Source organism: Ferrovibrio sp., from assembly GCF_964218355.1.
Classification (GTDB): Bacteria; Pseudomonadota; Alphaproteobacteria; order Ferrovibrionales; family Ferrovibrionaceae; genus Ferrovibrio.
This window is the reverse complement of sequence record NZ_CAXPMC010000003.1, coordinates 71,827-87,110: the sequence shown is the minus strand read 5'-3', so window position 1 is coordinate 87,110 and position 15,284 is coordinate 71,827. Positions and strand designations below refer to the sequence as shown.

Below are 15,284 nucleotides of genomic sequence, written 5' to 3'. Positions count from 1 at the left end.
TCCCCCAGACTCTACCGGCAGGCCCGGTGAAGGCAAGAGCCGGCCCCGGATTCCGCCGGCGACCCCACCTGCCTACAGAGCCTGGACCAGCGCCTGCCGCGCTTCGGCCATGACGCGGTGCAATATCGCGGCCGCCGGCTCGGCCCGCGCCAGCGCGCCGGCCTGGCCGGCCCACAGCGACAGGTATTCGGCCCGACCGGCTTTCGCCGCAGCAGCGCGCATGGTGCGGCTCATGGCATTGGCGACCGGATAGTCCGGAATCTCGGCGTCGCTGCCGGCGAGGCGCTCAAGAAATGCGTTGCGGATACCGCGGGCGGGCCGGCCGGAAAAAGCGCGGGTCAGCACCGTGTCATGCACACCACCGCCCTGCAGCGCGCCGCGATAGGCCATATTCAGCCCTGCCTCGTCGGCCAGCAGGAACCCGGTGCCGATGGCAGCCGCCTGGGCACCGAGACAAAGCGCAGCCGCCACACCACGCCCGTCGGCGATACCGCCAGCGGCGATGACCGGCACGGACACGGCCGATACGATCTGCGGCACCAGTGCCATGGTGCCGATCAGTGCCGCGTCGAATGGCACGAGAAAACTGCCGCGGTGGCCACCGGCCTCGGCACCCTGGGCGGCAACGGCGTCGACGCCGGCCGCCTCCAGCGCCACCGCTTCCGCAACCGTGGTTGCTGTCCCGACCACGAGAATTCCGCGTGCCTTCAATGCCGCCATTTCGTCGGGTCCGGGGATACCGAAGGTGCAGCCGAAGACCGGCGGCGCCTCATCGAGGATGACGGCCAGCTGCTCGGCATAGCTTTCCTCGTATTTGTTCGGGATATCTGGTTCGGGGATGCCCAGATCGGCATGAGCGGCAGCAAGCTGCGCCCGGTAGGCCACCATCTTTTCCGGGTCGGCAGTCCAGTCCAGTGGCGTGAACAGGTTGATGCCGAATGGTCTGTCCGTTGTGGCGCGGATCGCCCGGATGGTGTCACGCACCGCCTGCGGCGTCATGTAGCCGCAACCCAGCATGCCGAGACCGCCCGCACCGGATACCGCGGCGGCCAGCGCCGGCTTCGCCGCCTCGCCGGCCATCGGGGCCAGCAGAACAGGGTGTTCGATGCCGAGACGACGGCACAGCGCATTGCTCATGAAGCGATCCTCCTGAAGATGGCATCGGCCTGCTGCACCATTGTTTCAACAATCGCGGCGGCGGGCGAGATCGTGCCGATGATGCCTGCGGCCTCCCCGAACCAGACACCGGTATTGTCCGGATCGCCTTCTGCGAAAGCCCGCCTGTAGCGTGGCCCCTCGACCGCCACATTCTGCTCCAGCAGGGCCTCACGGCCATGCCAGCGCTGCGTGAAAGCATTGCGCCGGACCCGCGCCGTGAAACCGCGCGGCCATGGGATCTGCCGCGCAATATCGACGACCGTTGTCCGGATCGTCTCGTCGCCGGTTGCTTCAAGGATCGCCTCGTGATGGCGCCGGTGCACCAGCGCTTCCGAAGACGCCCAGAAGCGGGTCCCGACCAGCACGCCCTCGGCACCGAGTGTCAGTGCGGCGGCCAGACCCCTGCCATCAGCGATTCCGCCGGCAGCCACCAGGATCGCTTGCGGCGCATGGCTGGCGATCAAATCCGCCGCCTCCGGAACGAAGGACAATGCGCCCCGAAGCGCACCATGCCCGCCGGCTTCCGCATTCTGGGCGACGATGACATCGGCTCTGACATCGATCGCATCCCAGACATGGTCGATGTTCTGGCATTGGCATATCAGCAGCGCGCCGGCCGCACGGATTTCATCGACAAAGGGGCGGGGATCACCGAACGACAGCATCACGGCGGCGGGTTTCCGCCTGAGAACGCCGGTGAGCAGCGGGGGTGATTTCCGGAGCGACCAGGTGATGAAGCCGACGCCGACCCGCTGTCCGGCGGCAATATCGAACTGGCTGTCCAGCCAGCTGGAATCGCCGTAGCCGCCGCCGATCAGCCCCAACCCGCCGGCCGCGCTCACGGCGGCGGCCAGGGCCCCGCCTCCGACGACATGCATCGGCGCCGAGATGATGGGGTGACGAATGCCGAGCCGGCGGGTCAGGGCCGTGGTCAGGGTCATCGGGCTCTCGCGAATAATTGCCGTGGCAGTTTAGTGGCCCCATGATATCTTGAATAACGAAAAGAAATGATATTACCCATCTTAAATTGAGATATCATGGAGCTATCGGACCTGACCTGCTTCGCCGCCGTGGCCCGCTGCGGCAGCATCAGCCGTGCCGCCGGCGAACTGAACACCGTCCAGTCCAATGTCACCACCCGCATCCGGCTGCTGGAGGAACGCCTGGGTGTCGCGCTGTTCACCCGTCACAGCCGCGGCATGCGCATGACGGCGGCCGGCCGGCGGCTGCTGCCCTATGCCGGCCAGATTCTGGCACTGGCCGCCGAAGCTCGACAGGCGGCGCAGGAAGACGGCGGGATTGGTGGCATGCTGGCAATCGGCACCATGGAAACCACGGCCGCCGTGCGCCTGCCCGCCCTGCTGGCCCGGTATCATGCGCGCCATCCTGATGTGACGCTGGATATCAGCACCGGCACCACCGCCGCCCTGCTCGACCAGGTGCTGGACCGCAGCCTCGACGGTGCCTTCGTCGCCGCGCCGGTCGAACACCCGGACCTTGCCACCCTGCCGCTGGTGGAGGAGGAGCTTGTCCTTGTCATGGCGCAGGATTGGCCCGATCTCGCCGCCTATCGCCAGGCCAATCCCGCGCCAACCGCTGTGGTGTTCCGCACCGGCTGCTCCTACCGGCAGCGGCTCGAGCAATATCTGTCGGGCGAAGGCTGGATGCCGTTCCGGCGCCTCGAATTCGGCACCCTCGAGGGCATGCTTGGCTGTGTCAGCGCCAATGTCGGCGTCACCCTGCTGCCTCGCGCCGCGGTCGAGAAAAGCACCCTGCATGCTGCCCTGCGCCTGCACCCGATCCCGCCGGCCCAGGGCCGGGTCGAAACCCTCTTCGTGCGCCGGCGCGACGTGCCGGAGAGCGCGGCGATGCGCGCCTTTACCGGGTGCTTCCCCGGGGAGGGCCCGCACTAGAATTTTCTTCTAGAATTTTATTCTAATCGCGATATAACCGTGGCCATGACGGATTCCAGACGCCTGGCCGCGCCCCCCCGAACACCGCCCGCCCCAGCCGGCAGCGACCGGCGCGACAGCCGCAACCGGGCACTCGCGGTAGCGCTGGAGCTGTTCGACCGCCAGGGCCCATCGGCCACCACCATCGAGCAGGTGCGCGACGCCGCGCGGATATCGATCGGCAGCCTGTATCACCATTTCCGCAGCCGCGAAGGCCTGATGGCCGCCCTCTATGCCGATCTGCTGGAGCGCTACCGGGCAGTGCTGGCCGCCGAACTGACCCGTCGCGACGATGCCCGCAGCCTGCTGGACGGATTCGTGGCGACCCATATCGCCTGGGCCGTGGCCAATCCGGCGGCCGCCCGGTTTCTCGCCGAATACCGCCGCGATCCGGATGTCATCGCAACGGAAAGCGATCTGCAGCGCGGTACCGCCGATTTCCTGCGGCCGTTGCTGGCGCGGCTGAAGCCGGCCATGGCCGCGGGATCGATCCGCGCCCTGCCGCCGGAGCTGCTGCTCAGCCTGGTGGTCGGTCCGGTGCAGGCCTGGCTGCGGCTGTGGCTCGATGGCCGCACCAGCCAGAAGCCGGAGGCCGCCGCCCGCAAGCTCAGCGATCTGATCTGGGCGGCACTTGCCGGAACTGCCGGCCAGTCGCACGCCTGATTTTCCGAAGAAGGGCCTTCGCAATGACCGCCACCGCCATGGATATCAACCCGACCCTGCGCCGCTGGGACAGCCTGCGCCGCCTGCCTTTCGGTCGCAGCCTGTTCAGCCGGCTGATCGGTTTCGTCGTGCCTTATGCCGGCAGCATCGGCGCCGAGGTGCTGACGCTGGCGCCGGGTGTGGCCGAAATCCGCATGGCGGATCGCCGCCGCCTGCGCAATCATCTGCGTTCGCTGCATGCCGTGGCGCTGACCAACCTTGCCGAGATGACGGGCAATCTCGCGCTGATGAGCCGCCAGCCGCCGAAAGGCACGCGCTGGATCGTCACCGGCTTCGACAGCCAGTATCTGAAAAAGGCACGTGGCCCGATCACCGCCTATTGCGAGGTGGATCCGGTCGACTGGTCGATGCCGGCAGACCGCGAGGGCCGCATCGAACTGCGCGATGCCGATGGCGAGCTGGTGATGGTGGGTCGTCCGCGCTGGAAGACCGGCCCGGCCTGATGCCGGGCTGGCATATCCGCCATAATTACAGGCCGAGGATCAGCTTCGACATGATGTTGCGCTGGATCTCGTTGGAGCCGGCATAGATCGAGACCTTGCGCATGTTCAGATAGCGCTGGGCTACGCCGTCGGCATAATCGGGGCCGATGGTCGGTTCGTTGCCACCCTCCACCAGCGGGGTGAAGGGCAGCATGTAATAGCCGACCGTCTCGGCGCCCAGCTCGGTGACCGCCTGCTGCAGCTCGGTTCCGCGGGTCTTCAGGATCGACGAGGCGGCACCGACATTCTGGCCGCTGGACAGCTGGCCGAGGATGCGCAGTTCGGTCATCTCCAGTGCCATCACCTCGATCTCGATCTGCGCCAGCCGTGCCGCATAGGCCGGATCGGCGATCAGCGGCTGGCCACCACCGGCCATCTCGGCCTCGGCGGTGCGGCGGATGCGCTGCAGGCCGCGCTTCAGGCTGCCCGAATAGGCATTGCCGCGCTCGAATTCCAGCAGGTATTTGGCGCAGGTCCAGCCCTGGTTCCATTCGCCAACCAGATTCTCCTTCGGCACCTTCACATCGTCGAAGAAAACCTGATTGACTTCCTGCATATGCGCACCCGGCTCGTCGATGGTGACGATCGGCGCCACGGTTACGCCCGGAGTCTTCATGTCGATCAGGATGAAGGAAATGCCTTCCTGCGGCTTTTTGCCCTGTGCCGTGCGCACCAGGCAGAAGATCATGTCGGCATGCTGCGCCTCGGAGGTCCAGATCTTGCTGCCATTGCAGAGGTAATGGTCGCCCTTGTCCTCGCATTTCATCTGCAGCGAGGCGAGGTCGGAGCCCGAACCCGGCTCGGAATAGCCCTGACACCACCAGGTGTTGCTGGCGAGAATGTCGGGCAGGTATTTCTGCTTCTGCTCGGGGGTGCCGAATTTCATGATCACCGGCGCCAGCATGCGCGGACCGAAAGGCACGACGATGGGCGCGCCGGCCGACATCATCTCCTGATCGTAAATGTAGCGCTGCGCGGCGGTCCAGCCCGGCCCGCCATATTCCTTTGGCCAGTTCGGTGCCAGCCAGCCCTTGCCATTCAGCGCCTTCTGCCAGCGGATATGCAGATGCTTGGCAATGTAGCCGGTGCGGGTGCGCTTCATGGCGGCGCGCATCTCGGCATCGAAATGTTCGTCGATGAAGTTGCGCACCTCGTCGCGGAACGCGAGTTCTTCCTTGGTGAAATTCAGATCCATGATGTCCCTAGACCATATCTGCCGGCGGCTGCCGGATTGCCGGATTTTGTATGGCAAGACTAGCACGGGACGGCGCCGGCGCCAAACCGGCAGCACTGCCGCAACGGCAGGCGGCTGACGCGCAGGCCCGGCCCGTCTATACTCTGCCGCAGGGGAAGGACACACCATATGGGGCTTTACACCGGCATTGCCCGTCCGCTGCTGTTCTGGCTGGAAGCCGAACGGGCGCACCGGCTGGCCCTTGCGACCGCCGCGGCGCTGGCCCCGCTGGCCGGGCCGCTGCGTCACCTCGTCGGCGTTGACGATCCACGCCTTGCCATGGATGTCGCCGGCCTGCATTTCCCCAACCCGCTCGGCCTCGCGGCCGGCTTCGACAAGAGCGGCACCGGCATCGCCGTCCTCTCTGCACTCGGTTTCGGCGCCATCGAGATCGGTTCGGTTTCGGTCGATCCCTCGCGCGGCAACCCGCAGCCGAGGCTGTTCCGCCTGCCGGACGACCGCGCCATCCTAGTGCATTACGGCCTGCCCAATGACGGCATTCCGGCCATCGCCGCCCGCCTGCAGCAGACCCGCCTGCCGGTGCCACTGGGTATCAATATCGTGAAAACCAACCGCGGGCGCGGCACGCCGCCGGAAACGGCTGAACAGATCATTGCCGAGTATACTGAGGGTGTGCGGTTGATGGCGCCCTGCGCCGATTACCTGATGCTGAACCTGAGCTGCCCGAATACCGAGGATGGCCGCGACTTCTTCGCCGAGGCCGGCAACCTGCGGACCTGCCTCTCTGCTCTGGCCGATCTCGCCCTGCCCTGTCCAGTTTTCCTCAAGGTCTCGCCGCTGGGCGGCATCGCCACCATCGAGCGCCTGCTGGAAGCCGCCGAGCCGCATGATTTCGTGTCCGGCTTCATGTTCAACCTGCCGCCGGTGAAGCCCGAAGGCCTGACAACGCCACCAGCGGTCTGGCGCGACCGGCCCGGCGCCGTTGCGGGACCGCCGGCCGCGGCGCTCGCTGAGACCTGCATTCGCGAAACCTACCGGCGCATGAACCGGCAGCGCTATGCCATTGTCGGTGCTGGCGGCATCGGCAGCGCGGCAGATGCCTATGCGAAAATCCGCATGGGCTGCTCGCTGGTGCAGATGCTGACTGCGCTGGTCTACGAGGGTCCGCTGGTGGTGCGCCGCATCCTCACCGGCCTTGCCCTGCTGCTGGAACGCGACGGCTTTGCCCATGTTGCGGATGCGGTGGGTGCGGACTGCGGCTAGACTGCGCCGGCAAGCCCGGAGGAGTCCCGTCATGCAGATCGGCCTGCTGCTGTTCCCCGACCTGACCCAGCTCGACCTGACCGGGCCGTTCGAGGTGTTTGCCCGCGTGCCCGGCGCACAGGTGCACCTGGTCTGGAAAAATCTCGACCCGGTGCGCTGCGACCGCGGTCTGCGGATGCTGCCAAGCACCGGCTTTGCCGACTGCCCGCAATGCGACGTGATCTGCGTACCCGGCGGGCCGGGCCAGATCGCCCTGATGGAGGATGACGAGACGCTGGATTTCCTGCGCCGGCAGGCCGCCGGCGCGCAATGGGTTACGTCGGTTTGCACCGGCGCACTGGTGCTGGGCGCCGCCGGGCTGCTGAAGGGATACCGCGCCACCACCCACTGGGCTTCCCATGATCAGCTGGCCCTGCTCGGCGCCATCCCGGTACACGAGCGCTGGGTGATCGACCGCAACCGCGTTACCGGCGGCGGCGTGACGGCGGGAATCGACTTCGCCCTGGCGCTGGTGGCAACGATGGCTGGCGAGGATACGGCCAGGGCGATCCAGCTCGGCATCGAATACGATCCGGCACCGCCCTTCGCGGCGGGTTCTCCGACCGGGGCAGGGCAGCAGGTCCTGGATCTGTTGCGGCCGGCCATGGCGCCGATGCTGGAAAAGCGCCTGATGGCGACCAAGGCGGCCGCGGCAAAGCTCGGCTGACGTTTCAGCCCTTGTCGGGGCTTTCGATATACATGCCCGACATCGGGTCCAGCCAGAGCAGGTGATCGCGCACGCCCCTGGCACCGGGTGCGTTCTCGGCCAGGACATGCAGGGCCGCGCGCTGGCTGTCCTGGAATATGCTGCCCCAGAGGTGTACCACACCGTCGCGCACAATCACGTTGACCGAAGCTGTCGGCGCCCAGGGTTGCTTTTGCATCTCGGCAAGGACATGGGCGCGAATTGCCGCATCGCTGCTGGTGGCCGGCTTCGTCTCGGCGATCACGCCGGCAAACGCACGCAGCAGATCGGCACGGCTGACCACGCCGACGGGCCTGCCATCGCGCAGCACCGGCAGGCGCTTGACGCGATGTTTCTCCATCAGCTTCACGATGGCTTCGAGAGGCTCGTCTGGATCGACGCTGATCACATCGGCGGTCATCACCTCGCCGACCTTGCGGGCATGGCTGCGGGTATAGGCATCCGCCGCCTCGGCAGGTGCCAGGAAAGCCTGCAGCCAGTGCGCCTGGGGTGCGGTGCCGAGCTCGCCCCGGCGCAGGAAGTCGCCCTCGGTGATCATGCCAACCAGCTTGCCGGCGGCGTCGACCACCGGCAGGCCGCTGACATGCTTCTGCAGCATCAGGCGGATCGCCTGTCCCACCGTGGCGTCGGCCGGTATGGTCTCGACCCGCGGCGTCATGATGTCGGCAACTTTCATCGCTTCGCCTCCTGAGTGCATCCTCTGTCCATATTGGAAGATTGCGCCGTTTTCAGGGCGAAGTCGTTGATCCGAATCAATGTCCGGGACAGCGCTATCCCTCAGCCAGCTGACGGAAAATCCGCTCGGTGGCGGCATCGGCAGGCAGGAAGCTTTCGATGCGCAGATCCTGCAGGGTGACATCCTGCGGTGTCCCGAAGGTGGCGATCAGCGTCACCAGACTGAGCGCCAGCCCATCCTTTTCGACCCGGAAGGTCAGCACCGAGCGCGGCGCCGCATCCCAGTCCAGCCCGCGCCACAAAGTCTCGACATCGGGATAGCGCCGCACCTCGGCCAGCAGGGCGGCAGCGGCCGGGTTGTCGAGTGCTTCGCGCTGCAGCTGGTGCAGCATCGCCGCCGCCACCTCTTCCCAGTTGACGATGTAAGGTCGCGCCAGTTTCGGATGCAGCGGCAGCCGGATCAGGTTGGCGGGGCTGTCGCCGGCTGCGCCGGGACCAAGCAGGAAGCCGATCATGCGCTGCGCCGCCCGGTTGCCCAGTTGCATCGTCCAGGTGCCGTCGACCACGATGGCCGGAAACGGCTCCTGCTGGCGCAGCAGCAGGTCGAGCGCCATGCGGGCCTCGGCCAGTTGCGGCGCATCGAGCCGGCTTTCGCGATAGGCGGCGGCAAAGCCGGCGGCCGTCAGCAGGCGGTTGCGTTCGCGCAGCGGCAGGTCGAGCAGCTCGCCCAGATGCAGCACCATCTGGCGGCTCGGGCGGGCACGGCCGGATTCGAGAAAGCTGACATGGCGCTGCGATACGCCGCCGGTCTCGGCCAGATGCAGCTGGCTGAGGCCCCGGCGGCGGCGCCACTGGCGCATCAGGATGCCGAAATCCGGGGCCGGCAGGGCCGCGCTGGCGGCAGAATCGGCGGTCAGGCTGCTCATGACGAATCTCCCTGCCGCATCGTCGCGCGGCAGGGAGATCCGGTCCAGCCGCAGATGGCTGTCAGACATGGGCCGCCCCGGCTTCCGCCTGCCACACGCCACGCAGGCTGCGCGCCTTCAGCACGCCCAGCAGGCCGGTATCCGCAGCCACCACCGCCAGTGCAACGATGCCCCAGCCACTGAATACCGGTGCCGCCAAGGCCAGCAGCAGAATGGTGCCGAACACCCAGGCAGCGTCCGCCGCAGCGGTAACGGCAACGAAGCCGGGGCTGACACCGCCCTGCATGGACAGCATCAGCATCAGGGCGCCATAGCCGGCCAGCACCATGCCGAGTTCGAACAGCGCGAGATCGGTCGGCACCGTCAGCACGGTGGCCAGCCCGGGCAGCAGGAACCCGGCGAGCCAGGCGGAAGCCAGCAGGCAGGGCAAAGCGAGCAGGATGCAAAATACCCCATCGGCACGCAGCAGCAGGCGCAAGGTACGATCTGTGGTCATGACGGTACTCCTCCATCGGTTGGTGATGAAGGGAGGGTTCAGCAGAAACATAGGGTTAGCAATTACGCAGCAGGTAATAACCACCACATCCAATTAATACATTTAGTTATAGTTATTTAAGTTATTATATCACAAACAATCGTATAAATATGTTGACTATTCATTCTGGCTGTTAAATATGGCCCCGCACAGACGGTGTGTCCCAACCCGGCGAGAAGCCCTGCCATGCAGACCTTTCCCAGCTTCCTGATCCTGCGCGACCGCCCTGTCCTCGTGGTCGGCGGTGGCGAAAATGCCGCCCGCAAGATTCGCCTGCTGCTGAAGGCGGGCGCAGCCGTCACCGTTCTAGCCGCGGCCCCCGTTCCAGAAATCGCCGGCCTCGCGGCCACCGGGCAGCTTGTCCATCTTCCAGAGCCCTTCTCCCCCTCCCGGCTCGATGGCATGCGCCTGGTGGTCAGCGCGGCCGGCGGTCCCCTCGACGAGGCCGTGGCCGCCGCGGCTCATGCCCGCGGCCTGCTGGTCAACGTGGTCGACCGTGCCGAGCTTTCGGATTTTCTTGTTCCCGCCATTGTCGAACGTGGCGACATCACCATCGGCATCGCATCGAACGGCGCGGCGCCACTGCTGCTGGGCCGTATCCGCGCGCAGATCGAATGCCTGCTGCCGGCGCGGCTCGGCGACCTCGCGGCACTGGCCAGCGAGGCGCGGGCGACGGTGGCGCGTATCCTGCCCGATCCGGCCACGCGCAAGCGCTTCTGGACCCGCGTCTTCGATGGCAGCGTCGCCGCGAAGGCGCTGGCCGGCGATCATGCCGGTGCCCGCAGCGCCCTGCTGACCGAACTGAACGCACCGCAGCCGGAGAATACCGGGCTGGTGCAGCTGGTCGGCGCCGGCCCCGGCGATCCCGATCTGCTGACCATTGCCGCCCATCGCGCCCTGCAGGATGCCGACGTGATCCTGGTCGACGACCTGGTCGCCCCGGCAGTGCTGGACCTGGCCCGCCGCGATGCCGAGCGCATCGCCGTCGGCAAGCGCCGCGGTCATCACCACATGAGCCAGGATGACATCAACACGCTGATGGCCGCACAGGCGGCTCTGGGCCGCCGCGTCGTGCGGCTGAAGGCCGGCGATCCCCTCGTGTTCGGCCGCGGTGGCGAGGAAGCGGACTATCTTGAGGCCCGCGGCATAGCCGTGCAGGTGATCCCGGGCATCACTGCGGCGCTGGGCTGCGCGGCGGCGGCCGGCATTCCGCTGACCCATCGCGATCTCAGCCACGGTGTCGCCCTGGTCAGCGGCCAGCTCAGGGCCGGCGAACCCCAGCTTGCCTGGACGGAGCGGGTGCGTGCTGGTGAAACCGTGGTCGTCTATATGGGCCTCGCCCAGGCCCACACAATCCGCGAGCGGCTGCTGGAAGCCGGTATCGCCCCGTCGCTGCCGGTGGCCCTGATCGAGAACGGCACCCGGCCCGACCAGCGCGTCAGCGCCGGCCACCTCGACGATCTGCCCACGCTTGCCACACGACACGGAGACGGCCCGGTGCTGCTGGTGATCGGCACGGTGGCGGGGAAAGCGAAGGCCGACAACGCCGCCCTGCCGCTGCGGCGGCGCGCGTAAGGAAGGATCGCATGGCAAAAGCCCCGAAACTCGACAGCCAGCCCCAGGTGGTTACCGCCAACGACCTGAAAAGTGGCGACGTCGTCTACCTGACCCGCGCCGCCGGCTGGAGCCGGCATATTGCCGAAGCCTCGGTAGTCCCCAATGCCGAGGCCGGCGCCGCCCTGCTGGCTGAGGCCGCCGCGCAGGCAAAGATGAACGTGATCGTCGCGCCTTACCTGATCCCGGTGGACGACAGCATGACACCGCCGCTGCCGGTGCAGTTCCGCGAGCGTATCCGCGCAGCAGGCCCGACCATCGAAAACACCCCCGCCGCCTGAATCCGGGAAAGACCGCCCCATGTACCAGTATGACGACATCGACCAGACCCTGGTGGACGAACGCGTCGCCCAATTCCGTGGCCAGGTGGCCCGGCGCCTGTCCGGTGCACTGAGCGAGGACGAGTTCAAGCCGCTGCGCCTGCAGAACGGCCTGTATCTGCAGCTGCATGCCTATATGCTGCGCATCGCCATTCCCTATGGCGTGCTGTCGTCCCGCCAGCTGCGCGCCCTGTCGCAGATCGCCTGCAGATATGACCGCGGCTGGGGGCATTTCACCACCCGGCAGAACCTGCAGTTCAACTGGATCAAACTGGAGGAATCCGCCGATGCGCTGGCCGATCTGGCCAAGGTGCAGATGCACGCGATCCAGACCAGCGGCAACACCATCCGCAACACCACCACCGACCAGTTCGCCGGCGCCGCCCATGACGAAATCGAGGATCCGCGCGTCTGGTGCGAGATCATCCGGCAATGGTCGACCTTCCATCCGGAATTCAGCTTCCTGCCGCGCAAGTTCAAGATTGCGGTGACAGGCTCCCCCAACGACCGCGCCGCCGTGCGGGTGCACGATATCGGTCTGCGCATGCATCGCAACGCCGCCGGCGAAACCGGCTTCGAGGTCATCGTTGGCGGCGGGCTGGGCCGCACGCCCTTCATCGGCAAGACGATCCGCGACTTCCTGCCCAAGCAGCACCTGCTGAGCTATCTCGAAGCCATCCTGCGCGTCTACAACCAGTTCGGCCGGCGCGACAATCTCTACAAGGCACGGATCAAGATACTGGTCCACGAGATCGGCATCGAGGCGATGCGCGAAAAGGTCGAGGCCGAATGGCTGGCCAGCCGCGACGGCGCCCTCAGGCTGCCGCGGGAAGCGATCGACCAGATTGCGGCGCATTTCGCACCGCCGCCCTTCGAGGCCCTGCCGGCCGGCATCGCACCGGCCTATGCCGAGGCCTTCCGCCGCGATTTCGAATTCGGCCTGTGGGCACGACGCAACACGGCGAAGCACAAGCAGCCTGGCTACAGCATCGTCACCGTATCTCTGAAGAAGGAAGGCGCGCCGCCGGGCGATGCCTCGGCCGAGCAGATGGCCGCGGTGGCCGATATCGCCGACCGCTACAGCTTTGGCGAGATCCGGGTGACGCACGAGCAGAATCTCGTGCTGCCCCATATCAGGCAGGCCGACCTGCCGGCCGTTCACAAGGCACTGAAGGCCTACGATCTCGCCACCCCCAATGCAGGGCTGGCATCTGACATCATCGCCTGCCCCGGCCTCGATTACTGCGCCCTGGCCAATGCCCGTTCGATCCCGATCGCCCAGCAGATCGCCCTGCGCTTCCGCAACTGGGAGCGTGCACATGATATCGGCGAGCTGAAGATCAAGATCTCGGGCTGCATCAATGCCTGCGGCCACCACCATGTGGGCCATATCGGCATCCTCGGCGTCGACAAGGCGGGGGAGGAATTCTACCAGCTGACTCTCGGCGGCTCAGCCGACGAGAACGCGACACTCGGTGACATTCTTGGCCCGGCACTGAATGCCGACCAGGCGGTTGATGCCATCGATACGCTGGTGGAAACCTATCTGCGCCTGCGCAGCAGCAGTGAAGAACGGTTTCTCGACACCTACCGCCGCGTCGGCCTCGCGCCGTTCAAGGAGGCCGTCTATGCCGCTGCTTAAGAACGGCACTGTCTCCGAGGACCGCTGGACCTCCGCAGCCGATGACGCAGCACTGCCCGCCGACGGGCCGGTGCTGATCTCCCATGCCCGCTGGCTGACGGAACGGGCGGCGCTGGAAACCCGCAATGCACCGCTCGGCATCCGCCTGCCCAACACGGTGGATATCCTCGATTTCGGCCCCGAAGCCGGCCGTTTCGGCCTGATCGTACTGGAATTTCCAAAATTCTCCGACGGCCGCGCCTACAGCCAGGCGCGCCTGCTGCGTGAGCGCTTCGGCTATCAGGGCGAGCTGCGCGCCACCGGCAACATACTGCGCGACCAGCTCTGGCACATGCATCGCAGCGGTTTCGATGCCTTCGAACTTGCCCATCCGGATGCCGCGGCAGCACTTGCCGGAGCACTGGGCGATTTCAGCGCCGTCTACCAGCCGGCAGCCGATGGCCGTCCGACGGCATTGCAGCTGCGCCTGCAGAAACTGCGCAAACCGGAGGCCGCCGAATGAGTGCGCTCGCCCTCGCTCCGCTCGATCTCGACGAATATGCAGCAGCGCTTGATGCGCGCCTGCAGGGTCGCTCGCCGCAGCAGATCCTGGAGATTGCCATCCGCGACCTGTTCCCCGGCCAGATCGCCCTGGTCTCGTCCTTTGGTGCCGAAGCAGCGGTTCTGCTGCACATGGTGGCCGGGATCGACCGCAGCACACCGGTGCTGTTCCTCGATACCGGCAAGCTGTTCGACGAAACGCTGGCGTATCGCGACGAGATTGCGGCGCAGCTGCGGCTGGCCGACCTGCGCATCCTGCGGCCGGACCAGAAGGTGCTGGCTGCCAATGATGAAGCCGGCACGCTGTGGTTCCGTGATGCCGATGCCTGCTGCCGCATCCGCAAGGTTGAGCCGCTGGAGCGCGGCCTGAAAGGCTTCGCCGCCTCGATCAACGGCCGCAAGCGCTTCCAGTCCGCCACCCGCAGTGCCATCCCGCTGGTCGAGGTGGACGGCGCGCGGCTGAAATTCAACCCGCTGGCCACGTGGGGCCCGCAGGAGACCGCAGACTATTTCCGCATCCATGACCTGCCGCACCATCCGCTGGTTGCCAAGGGATATCCTTCGATCGGCTGCGCACCCTGCACGCAGCCGGTGGCTGCCGGCGAGGATGCCCGTGCCGGCCGCTGGCGCGGCCAGGACAAGACCGAATGCGGCATCCACGTTTCGCCGCTGCCTTCTCAGACAAGAACCCTGGACGAGTGATTTTCCATCATGCATGACGATCTCGACGCGCTGGAAGCCCAGAGCATCTATATCCTTCGCGAGGCATACAGCCGCATCCGCCCGCTGGCCATGCTGTGGTCTCTGGGCAAGGATTCGAACGTGATGATCTGGCTGGCCAAGAAGGCCTTCCTCGGCCGGGTTCCCTTTCCGGTGATGCATCTCGATACCGGGCTGGAATTCCCCGAGACCTATGCCTTCCGCGACCGCTATGCCGGTGAGTGGGGTCTCGACCTGATCAAGGATGCCTGCCCGCCGCTGGAGGCGACCGATCCGGGCCTGCCGCACAATTCGCGCATCGCCGCCCGCAAGACGCTGGGGCTGAAGGAAGCGATCTCGCAGTACAGCCTGAAGGGCGTGATCGCCGGCATCCGCCGCGATGAGCAGGCCACCCGCGCCAAGGAGCGCGTGTTCAGTCCGCGCGGCGACGACGGCGCCTGGGATTTCCGCGACCAGCCGCCGGAGCTGTGGGATCATTTCGCTGCCGACCTGCCGCCCGGCGTACATATGCGCATCCATCCGCTGCTGCACTGGACCGAGATCGACATCTGGCGCTACATCCAGCGCGAGAGCATTCCGGTCGTGCCGCTGTATTTCGCCAATGACGATGGCAAGCGCTTCCGCTCGCTGGGCGAAATCGGCATCACCTTCCCGATCGACAGCCGCGCCGCCAATATCGAGGAGATCATCGGCGAACTGGAGATCACCCGCGAGCCGGAACGCGCCGGCCGCGCCATGGACCACGATTCCGAGGACGCGTTCGAGCGTCTGCGCGTTGCCGGCTATATGTAAGG

17 protein-coding genes are annotated in these 15,284 nt (G+C 66.5%); 11 read left to right on the top strand and 6 right to left on the bottom strand.

Annotated features, from left to right (window positions below; translation table 11 throughout):
- Nucleotides 1–72: 72 nt before the first annotated feature.
- Together ACEQZY_RS00750 and ACEQZY_RS00745 are read right to left on the bottom strand one after the other, a co-directional pair.
- Nucleotides 73–1,137: an NAD(P)H-dependent flavin oxidoreductase gene (locus ACEQZY_RS00750; protein ID WP_370151608.1), complete on the bottom strand. Its 1,065-nt coding sequence runs from the start codon at nt 1,135–1,137 to the stop codon at nt 73–75.
- Nucleotides 1,134–2,099, bottom strand: a complete 966-nt coding sequence (locus ACEQZY_RS00745) for an NAD(P)H-dependent flavin oxidoreductase (protein WP_370151606.1) — start codon at nt 2,097–2,099, stop codon at nt 1,134–1,136. The genes ACEQZY_RS00750 and ACEQZY_RS00745 overlap by 4 nt, the downstream gene beginning before the upstream one ends.
- A 96-nt stretch (nt 2,100–2,195) precedes the next feature.
- Between ACEQZY_RS00745 and ACEQZY_RS00740 the strand changes: the two genes are divergently transcribed.
- Genes ACEQZY_RS00740 through ACEQZY_RS00730 form a run of 3 tightly spaced genes read left to right on the top strand, consistent with a single transcriptional unit; the run spans nt 2,196 to nt 4,276 of the window.
- Entirely contained in the window at nt 2,196–3,071 is an 876-nt protein-coding gene (locus tag ACEQZY_RS00740) for a LysR family transcriptional regulator (protein ID WP_370151604.1), read from the top strand.
- A 45-nt stretch (nt 3,072–3,116) separates the two neighbouring features.
- Nucleotides 3,117–3,773: a TetR/AcrR family transcriptional regulator gene (locus ACEQZY_RS00735; RefSeq protein ID WP_370151601.1), complete on the top strand. Its 657-nt coding sequence runs from the start codon at nt 3,117–3,119 to the stop codon at nt 3,771–3,773.
- 23 nt (nt 3,774–3,796) lie between these two features.
- Nucleotides 3,797–4,276: a DUF4442 domain-containing protein gene (locus ACEQZY_RS00730; RefSeq protein WP_341702321.1), complete on the top strand. Its 480-nt coding sequence runs from the start codon at nt 3,797–3,799 to the stop codon at nt 4,274–4,276.
- A gap of 25 nt (nt 4,277–4,301) precedes the next feature.
- Here the strand turns inward: ACEQZY_RS00730 and ACEQZY_RS00725 are convergent, their stop codons facing one another.
- On the bottom strand, nt 4,302–5,510 hold the full coding sequence (locus ACEQZY_RS00725; protein ID WP_341702322.1) for an acyl-CoA dehydrogenase family protein: 1,209 nt from the start codon (nt 5,508–5,510) through the stop codon (nt 4,302–4,304).
- A gap of 168 nt (nt 5,511–5,678) precedes the next feature.
- On the opposite strand from ACEQZY_RS00725, the gene ACEQZY_RS00720 reads away from it, so the two are divergent.
- A complete protein-coding gene (locus ACEQZY_RS00720; protein WP_341702323.1) occupies nt 5,679–6,773 on the top strand; it encodes a quinone-dependent dihydroorotate dehydrogenase in 1,095 nt (364 codons plus the stop codon).
- Between the two features lie 31 nt (nt 6,774–6,804).
- Nucleotides 6,805–7,479, top strand: coding sequence for a DJ-1/PfpI family protein (locus tag ACEQZY_RS00715; RefSeq protein ID WP_370151598.1), 675 nt, complete (start codon nt 6,805–6,807; stop codon nt 7,477–7,479).
- A gap of 4 nt (nt 7,480–7,483) precedes the next feature.
- Here ACEQZY_RS00715 and ACEQZY_RS00710 read toward each other — a convergent pair whose 3' ends face one another.
- From ACEQZY_RS00710 to ACEQZY_RS00700, 3 genes are all read right to left on the bottom strand, one after another.
- Nucleotides 7,484–8,194 (bottom strand): CBS domain-containing protein, encoded by a 711-nt coding sequence (locus ACEQZY_RS00710; protein ID WP_341702325.1) that lies wholly within the window; start codon nt 8,192–8,194, stop codon nt 7,484–7,486.
- 94 nt (nt 8,195–8,288) lie between these two features.
- A complete protein-coding gene (locus tag ACEQZY_RS00705; protein ID WP_341702326.1) occupies nt 8,289–9,188 on the bottom strand; it encodes a helix-turn-helix transcriptional regulator in 900 nt (299 codons plus the stop codon).
- Entirely contained in the window at nt 9,181–9,615 is a 435-nt protein-coding gene (locus tag ACEQZY_RS00700; RefSeq protein WP_341702327.1) for a hypothetical protein, read from the bottom strand. The genes ACEQZY_RS00705 and ACEQZY_RS00700 overlap by 8 nt, the downstream gene beginning before the upstream one ends.
- A gap of 225 nt (nt 9,616–9,840) precedes the next feature.
- Here ACEQZY_RS00700 and cysG point away from each other — a divergent pair, with 225 nt between their 5' ends.
- From cysG to cysD, 6 genes are read left to right on the top strand one after another with little or no spacing between them, the layout of a single operon-like run.
- Nucleotides 9,841–11,229 (top strand): siroheme synthase CysG, encoded by a 1,389-nt coding sequence (cysG, locus tag ACEQZY_RS00695; protein ID WP_341702328.1) that lies wholly within the window; start codon nt 9,841–9,843, stop codon nt 11,227–11,229.
- Between the two features lie 11 nt (nt 11,230–11,240).
- Nucleotides 11,241–11,549: a DUF2849 domain-containing protein gene (locus ACEQZY_RS00690; RefSeq protein ID WP_341702329.1), complete on the top strand. Its 309-nt coding sequence runs from the start codon at nt 11,241–11,243 to the stop codon at nt 11,547–11,549.
- A 19-nt stretch (nt 11,550–11,568) separates the two neighbouring features.
- The gene (locus ACEQZY_RS00685; RefSeq protein ID WP_341702330.1) at nt 11,569–13,230 is read left to right on the top strand and encodes a nitrite/sulfite reductase; all 1,662 of its coding nucleotides are present in this window, start codon (nt 11,569–11,571) and stop codon (nt 13,228–13,230) included.
- Nucleotides 13,217–13,732, top strand: a complete 516-nt coding sequence (locus ACEQZY_RS00680) for a DUF934 domain-containing protein (RefSeq protein ID WP_341702331.1) — start codon at nt 13,217–13,219, stop codon at nt 13,730–13,732. The genes ACEQZY_RS00685 and ACEQZY_RS00680 overlap by 14 nt, the downstream gene beginning before the upstream one ends.
- Nucleotides 13,729–14,472: a phosphoadenylyl-sulfate reductase gene (locus tag ACEQZY_RS00675; protein WP_370151592.1), complete on the top strand. Its 744-nt coding sequence runs from the start codon at nt 13,729–13,731 to the stop codon at nt 14,470–14,472. Before ACEQZY_RS00680 ends, ACEQZY_RS00675 begins: the two co-directional genes overlap by 4 nt.
- 9 nt (nt 14,473–14,481) lie before the next feature.
- On the top strand, nt 14,482–15,282 hold the full coding sequence (cysD, locus tag ACEQZY_RS00670) for a sulfate adenylyltransferase subunit CysD (RefSeq protein WP_341702333.1): 801 nt from the start codon (nt 14,482–14,484) through the stop codon (nt 15,280–15,282).
- Nucleotides 15,283–15,284 lie beyond the last annotated feature (2 nt).

Bases quoted from the DNA above. Each gene is read 5' to 3' on its own strand.
- ACEQZY_RS00675 (WP_370151592.1), top strand. From the start codon at position 13,729: ATGAGTGCGCTCGCCCTCGCTCCGCTCGATCTCGACGAATATGCAGCA.
- ACEQZY_RS00715 (WP_370151598.1), top strand. From the start codon at position 6,805: ATGCAGATCGGCCTGCTGCTGTTCCCCGACCTGACCCAGCTCGACCTG.
- ACEQZY_RS00735 (WP_370151601.1), top strand. From the start codon at position 3,117: ATGACGGATTCCAGACGCCTGGCCGCGCCCCCCCGAACACCGCCCGCC.
- ACEQZY_RS00685 (WP_341702330.1), top strand. From the start codon at position 11,569: ATGTACCAGTATGACGACATCGACCAGACCCTGGTGGACGAACGCGTC.
- cysD (WP_341702333.1), top strand. From the start codon at position 14,482: ATGCATGACGATCTCGACGCGCTGGAAGCCCAGAGCATCTATATCCTT.
- ACEQZY_RS00725 (WP_341702322.1), bottom strand. From the start codon at position 5,510: ATGGATCTGAATTTCACCAAGGAAGAACTCGCGTTCCGCGACGAGGTG.
- ACEQZY_RS00710 (WP_341702325.1), bottom strand. From the start codon at position 8,194: ATGAAAGTTGCCGACATCATGACGCCGCGGGTCGAGACCATACCGGCC.
- ACEQZY_RS00740 (WP_370151604.1), top strand. From the start codon at position 2,196: ATGGAGCTATCGGACCTGACCTGCTTCGCCGCCGTGGCCCGCTGCGGC.
- ACEQZY_RS00700 (WP_341702327.1), bottom strand. From the start codon at position 9,615: ATGACCACAGATCGTACCTTGCGCCTGCTGCTGCGTGCCGATGGGGTA.
- ACEQZY_RS00750 (WP_370151608.1), bottom strand. From the start codon at position 1,137: ATGAGCAATGCGCTGTGCCGTCGTCTCGGCATCGAACACCCTGTTCTG.
- ACEQZY_RS00705 (WP_341702326.1), bottom strand. From the start codon at position 9,188: ATGTCTGACAGCCATCTGCGGCTGGACCGGATCTCCCTGCCGCGCGAC.
- ACEQZY_RS00720 (WP_341702323.1), top strand. From the start codon at position 5,679: ATGGGGCTTTACACCGGCATTGCCCGTCCGCTGCTGTTCTGGCTGGAA.
- ACEQZY_RS00730 (WP_341702321.1), top strand. From the start codon at position 3,797: ATGACCGCCACCGCCATGGATATCAACCCGACCCTGCGCCGCTGGGAC.
- ACEQZY_RS00745 (WP_370151606.1), bottom strand. From the start codon at position 2,099: ATGACCCTGACCACGGCCCTGACCCGCCGGCTCGGCATTCGTCACCCC.
- cysG (WP_341702328.1), top strand. From the start codon at position 9,841: ATGCAGACCTTTCCCAGCTTCCTGATCCTGCGCGACCGCCCTGTCCTC.
- ACEQZY_RS00680 (WP_341702331.1), top strand. From the start codon at position 13,217: ATGCCGCTGCTTAAGAACGGCACTGTCTCCGAGGACCGCTGGACCTCC.
- ACEQZY_RS00690 (WP_341702329.1), top strand. From the start codon at position 11,241: ATGGCAAAAGCCCCGAAACTCGACAGCCAGCCCCAGGTGGTTACCGCC.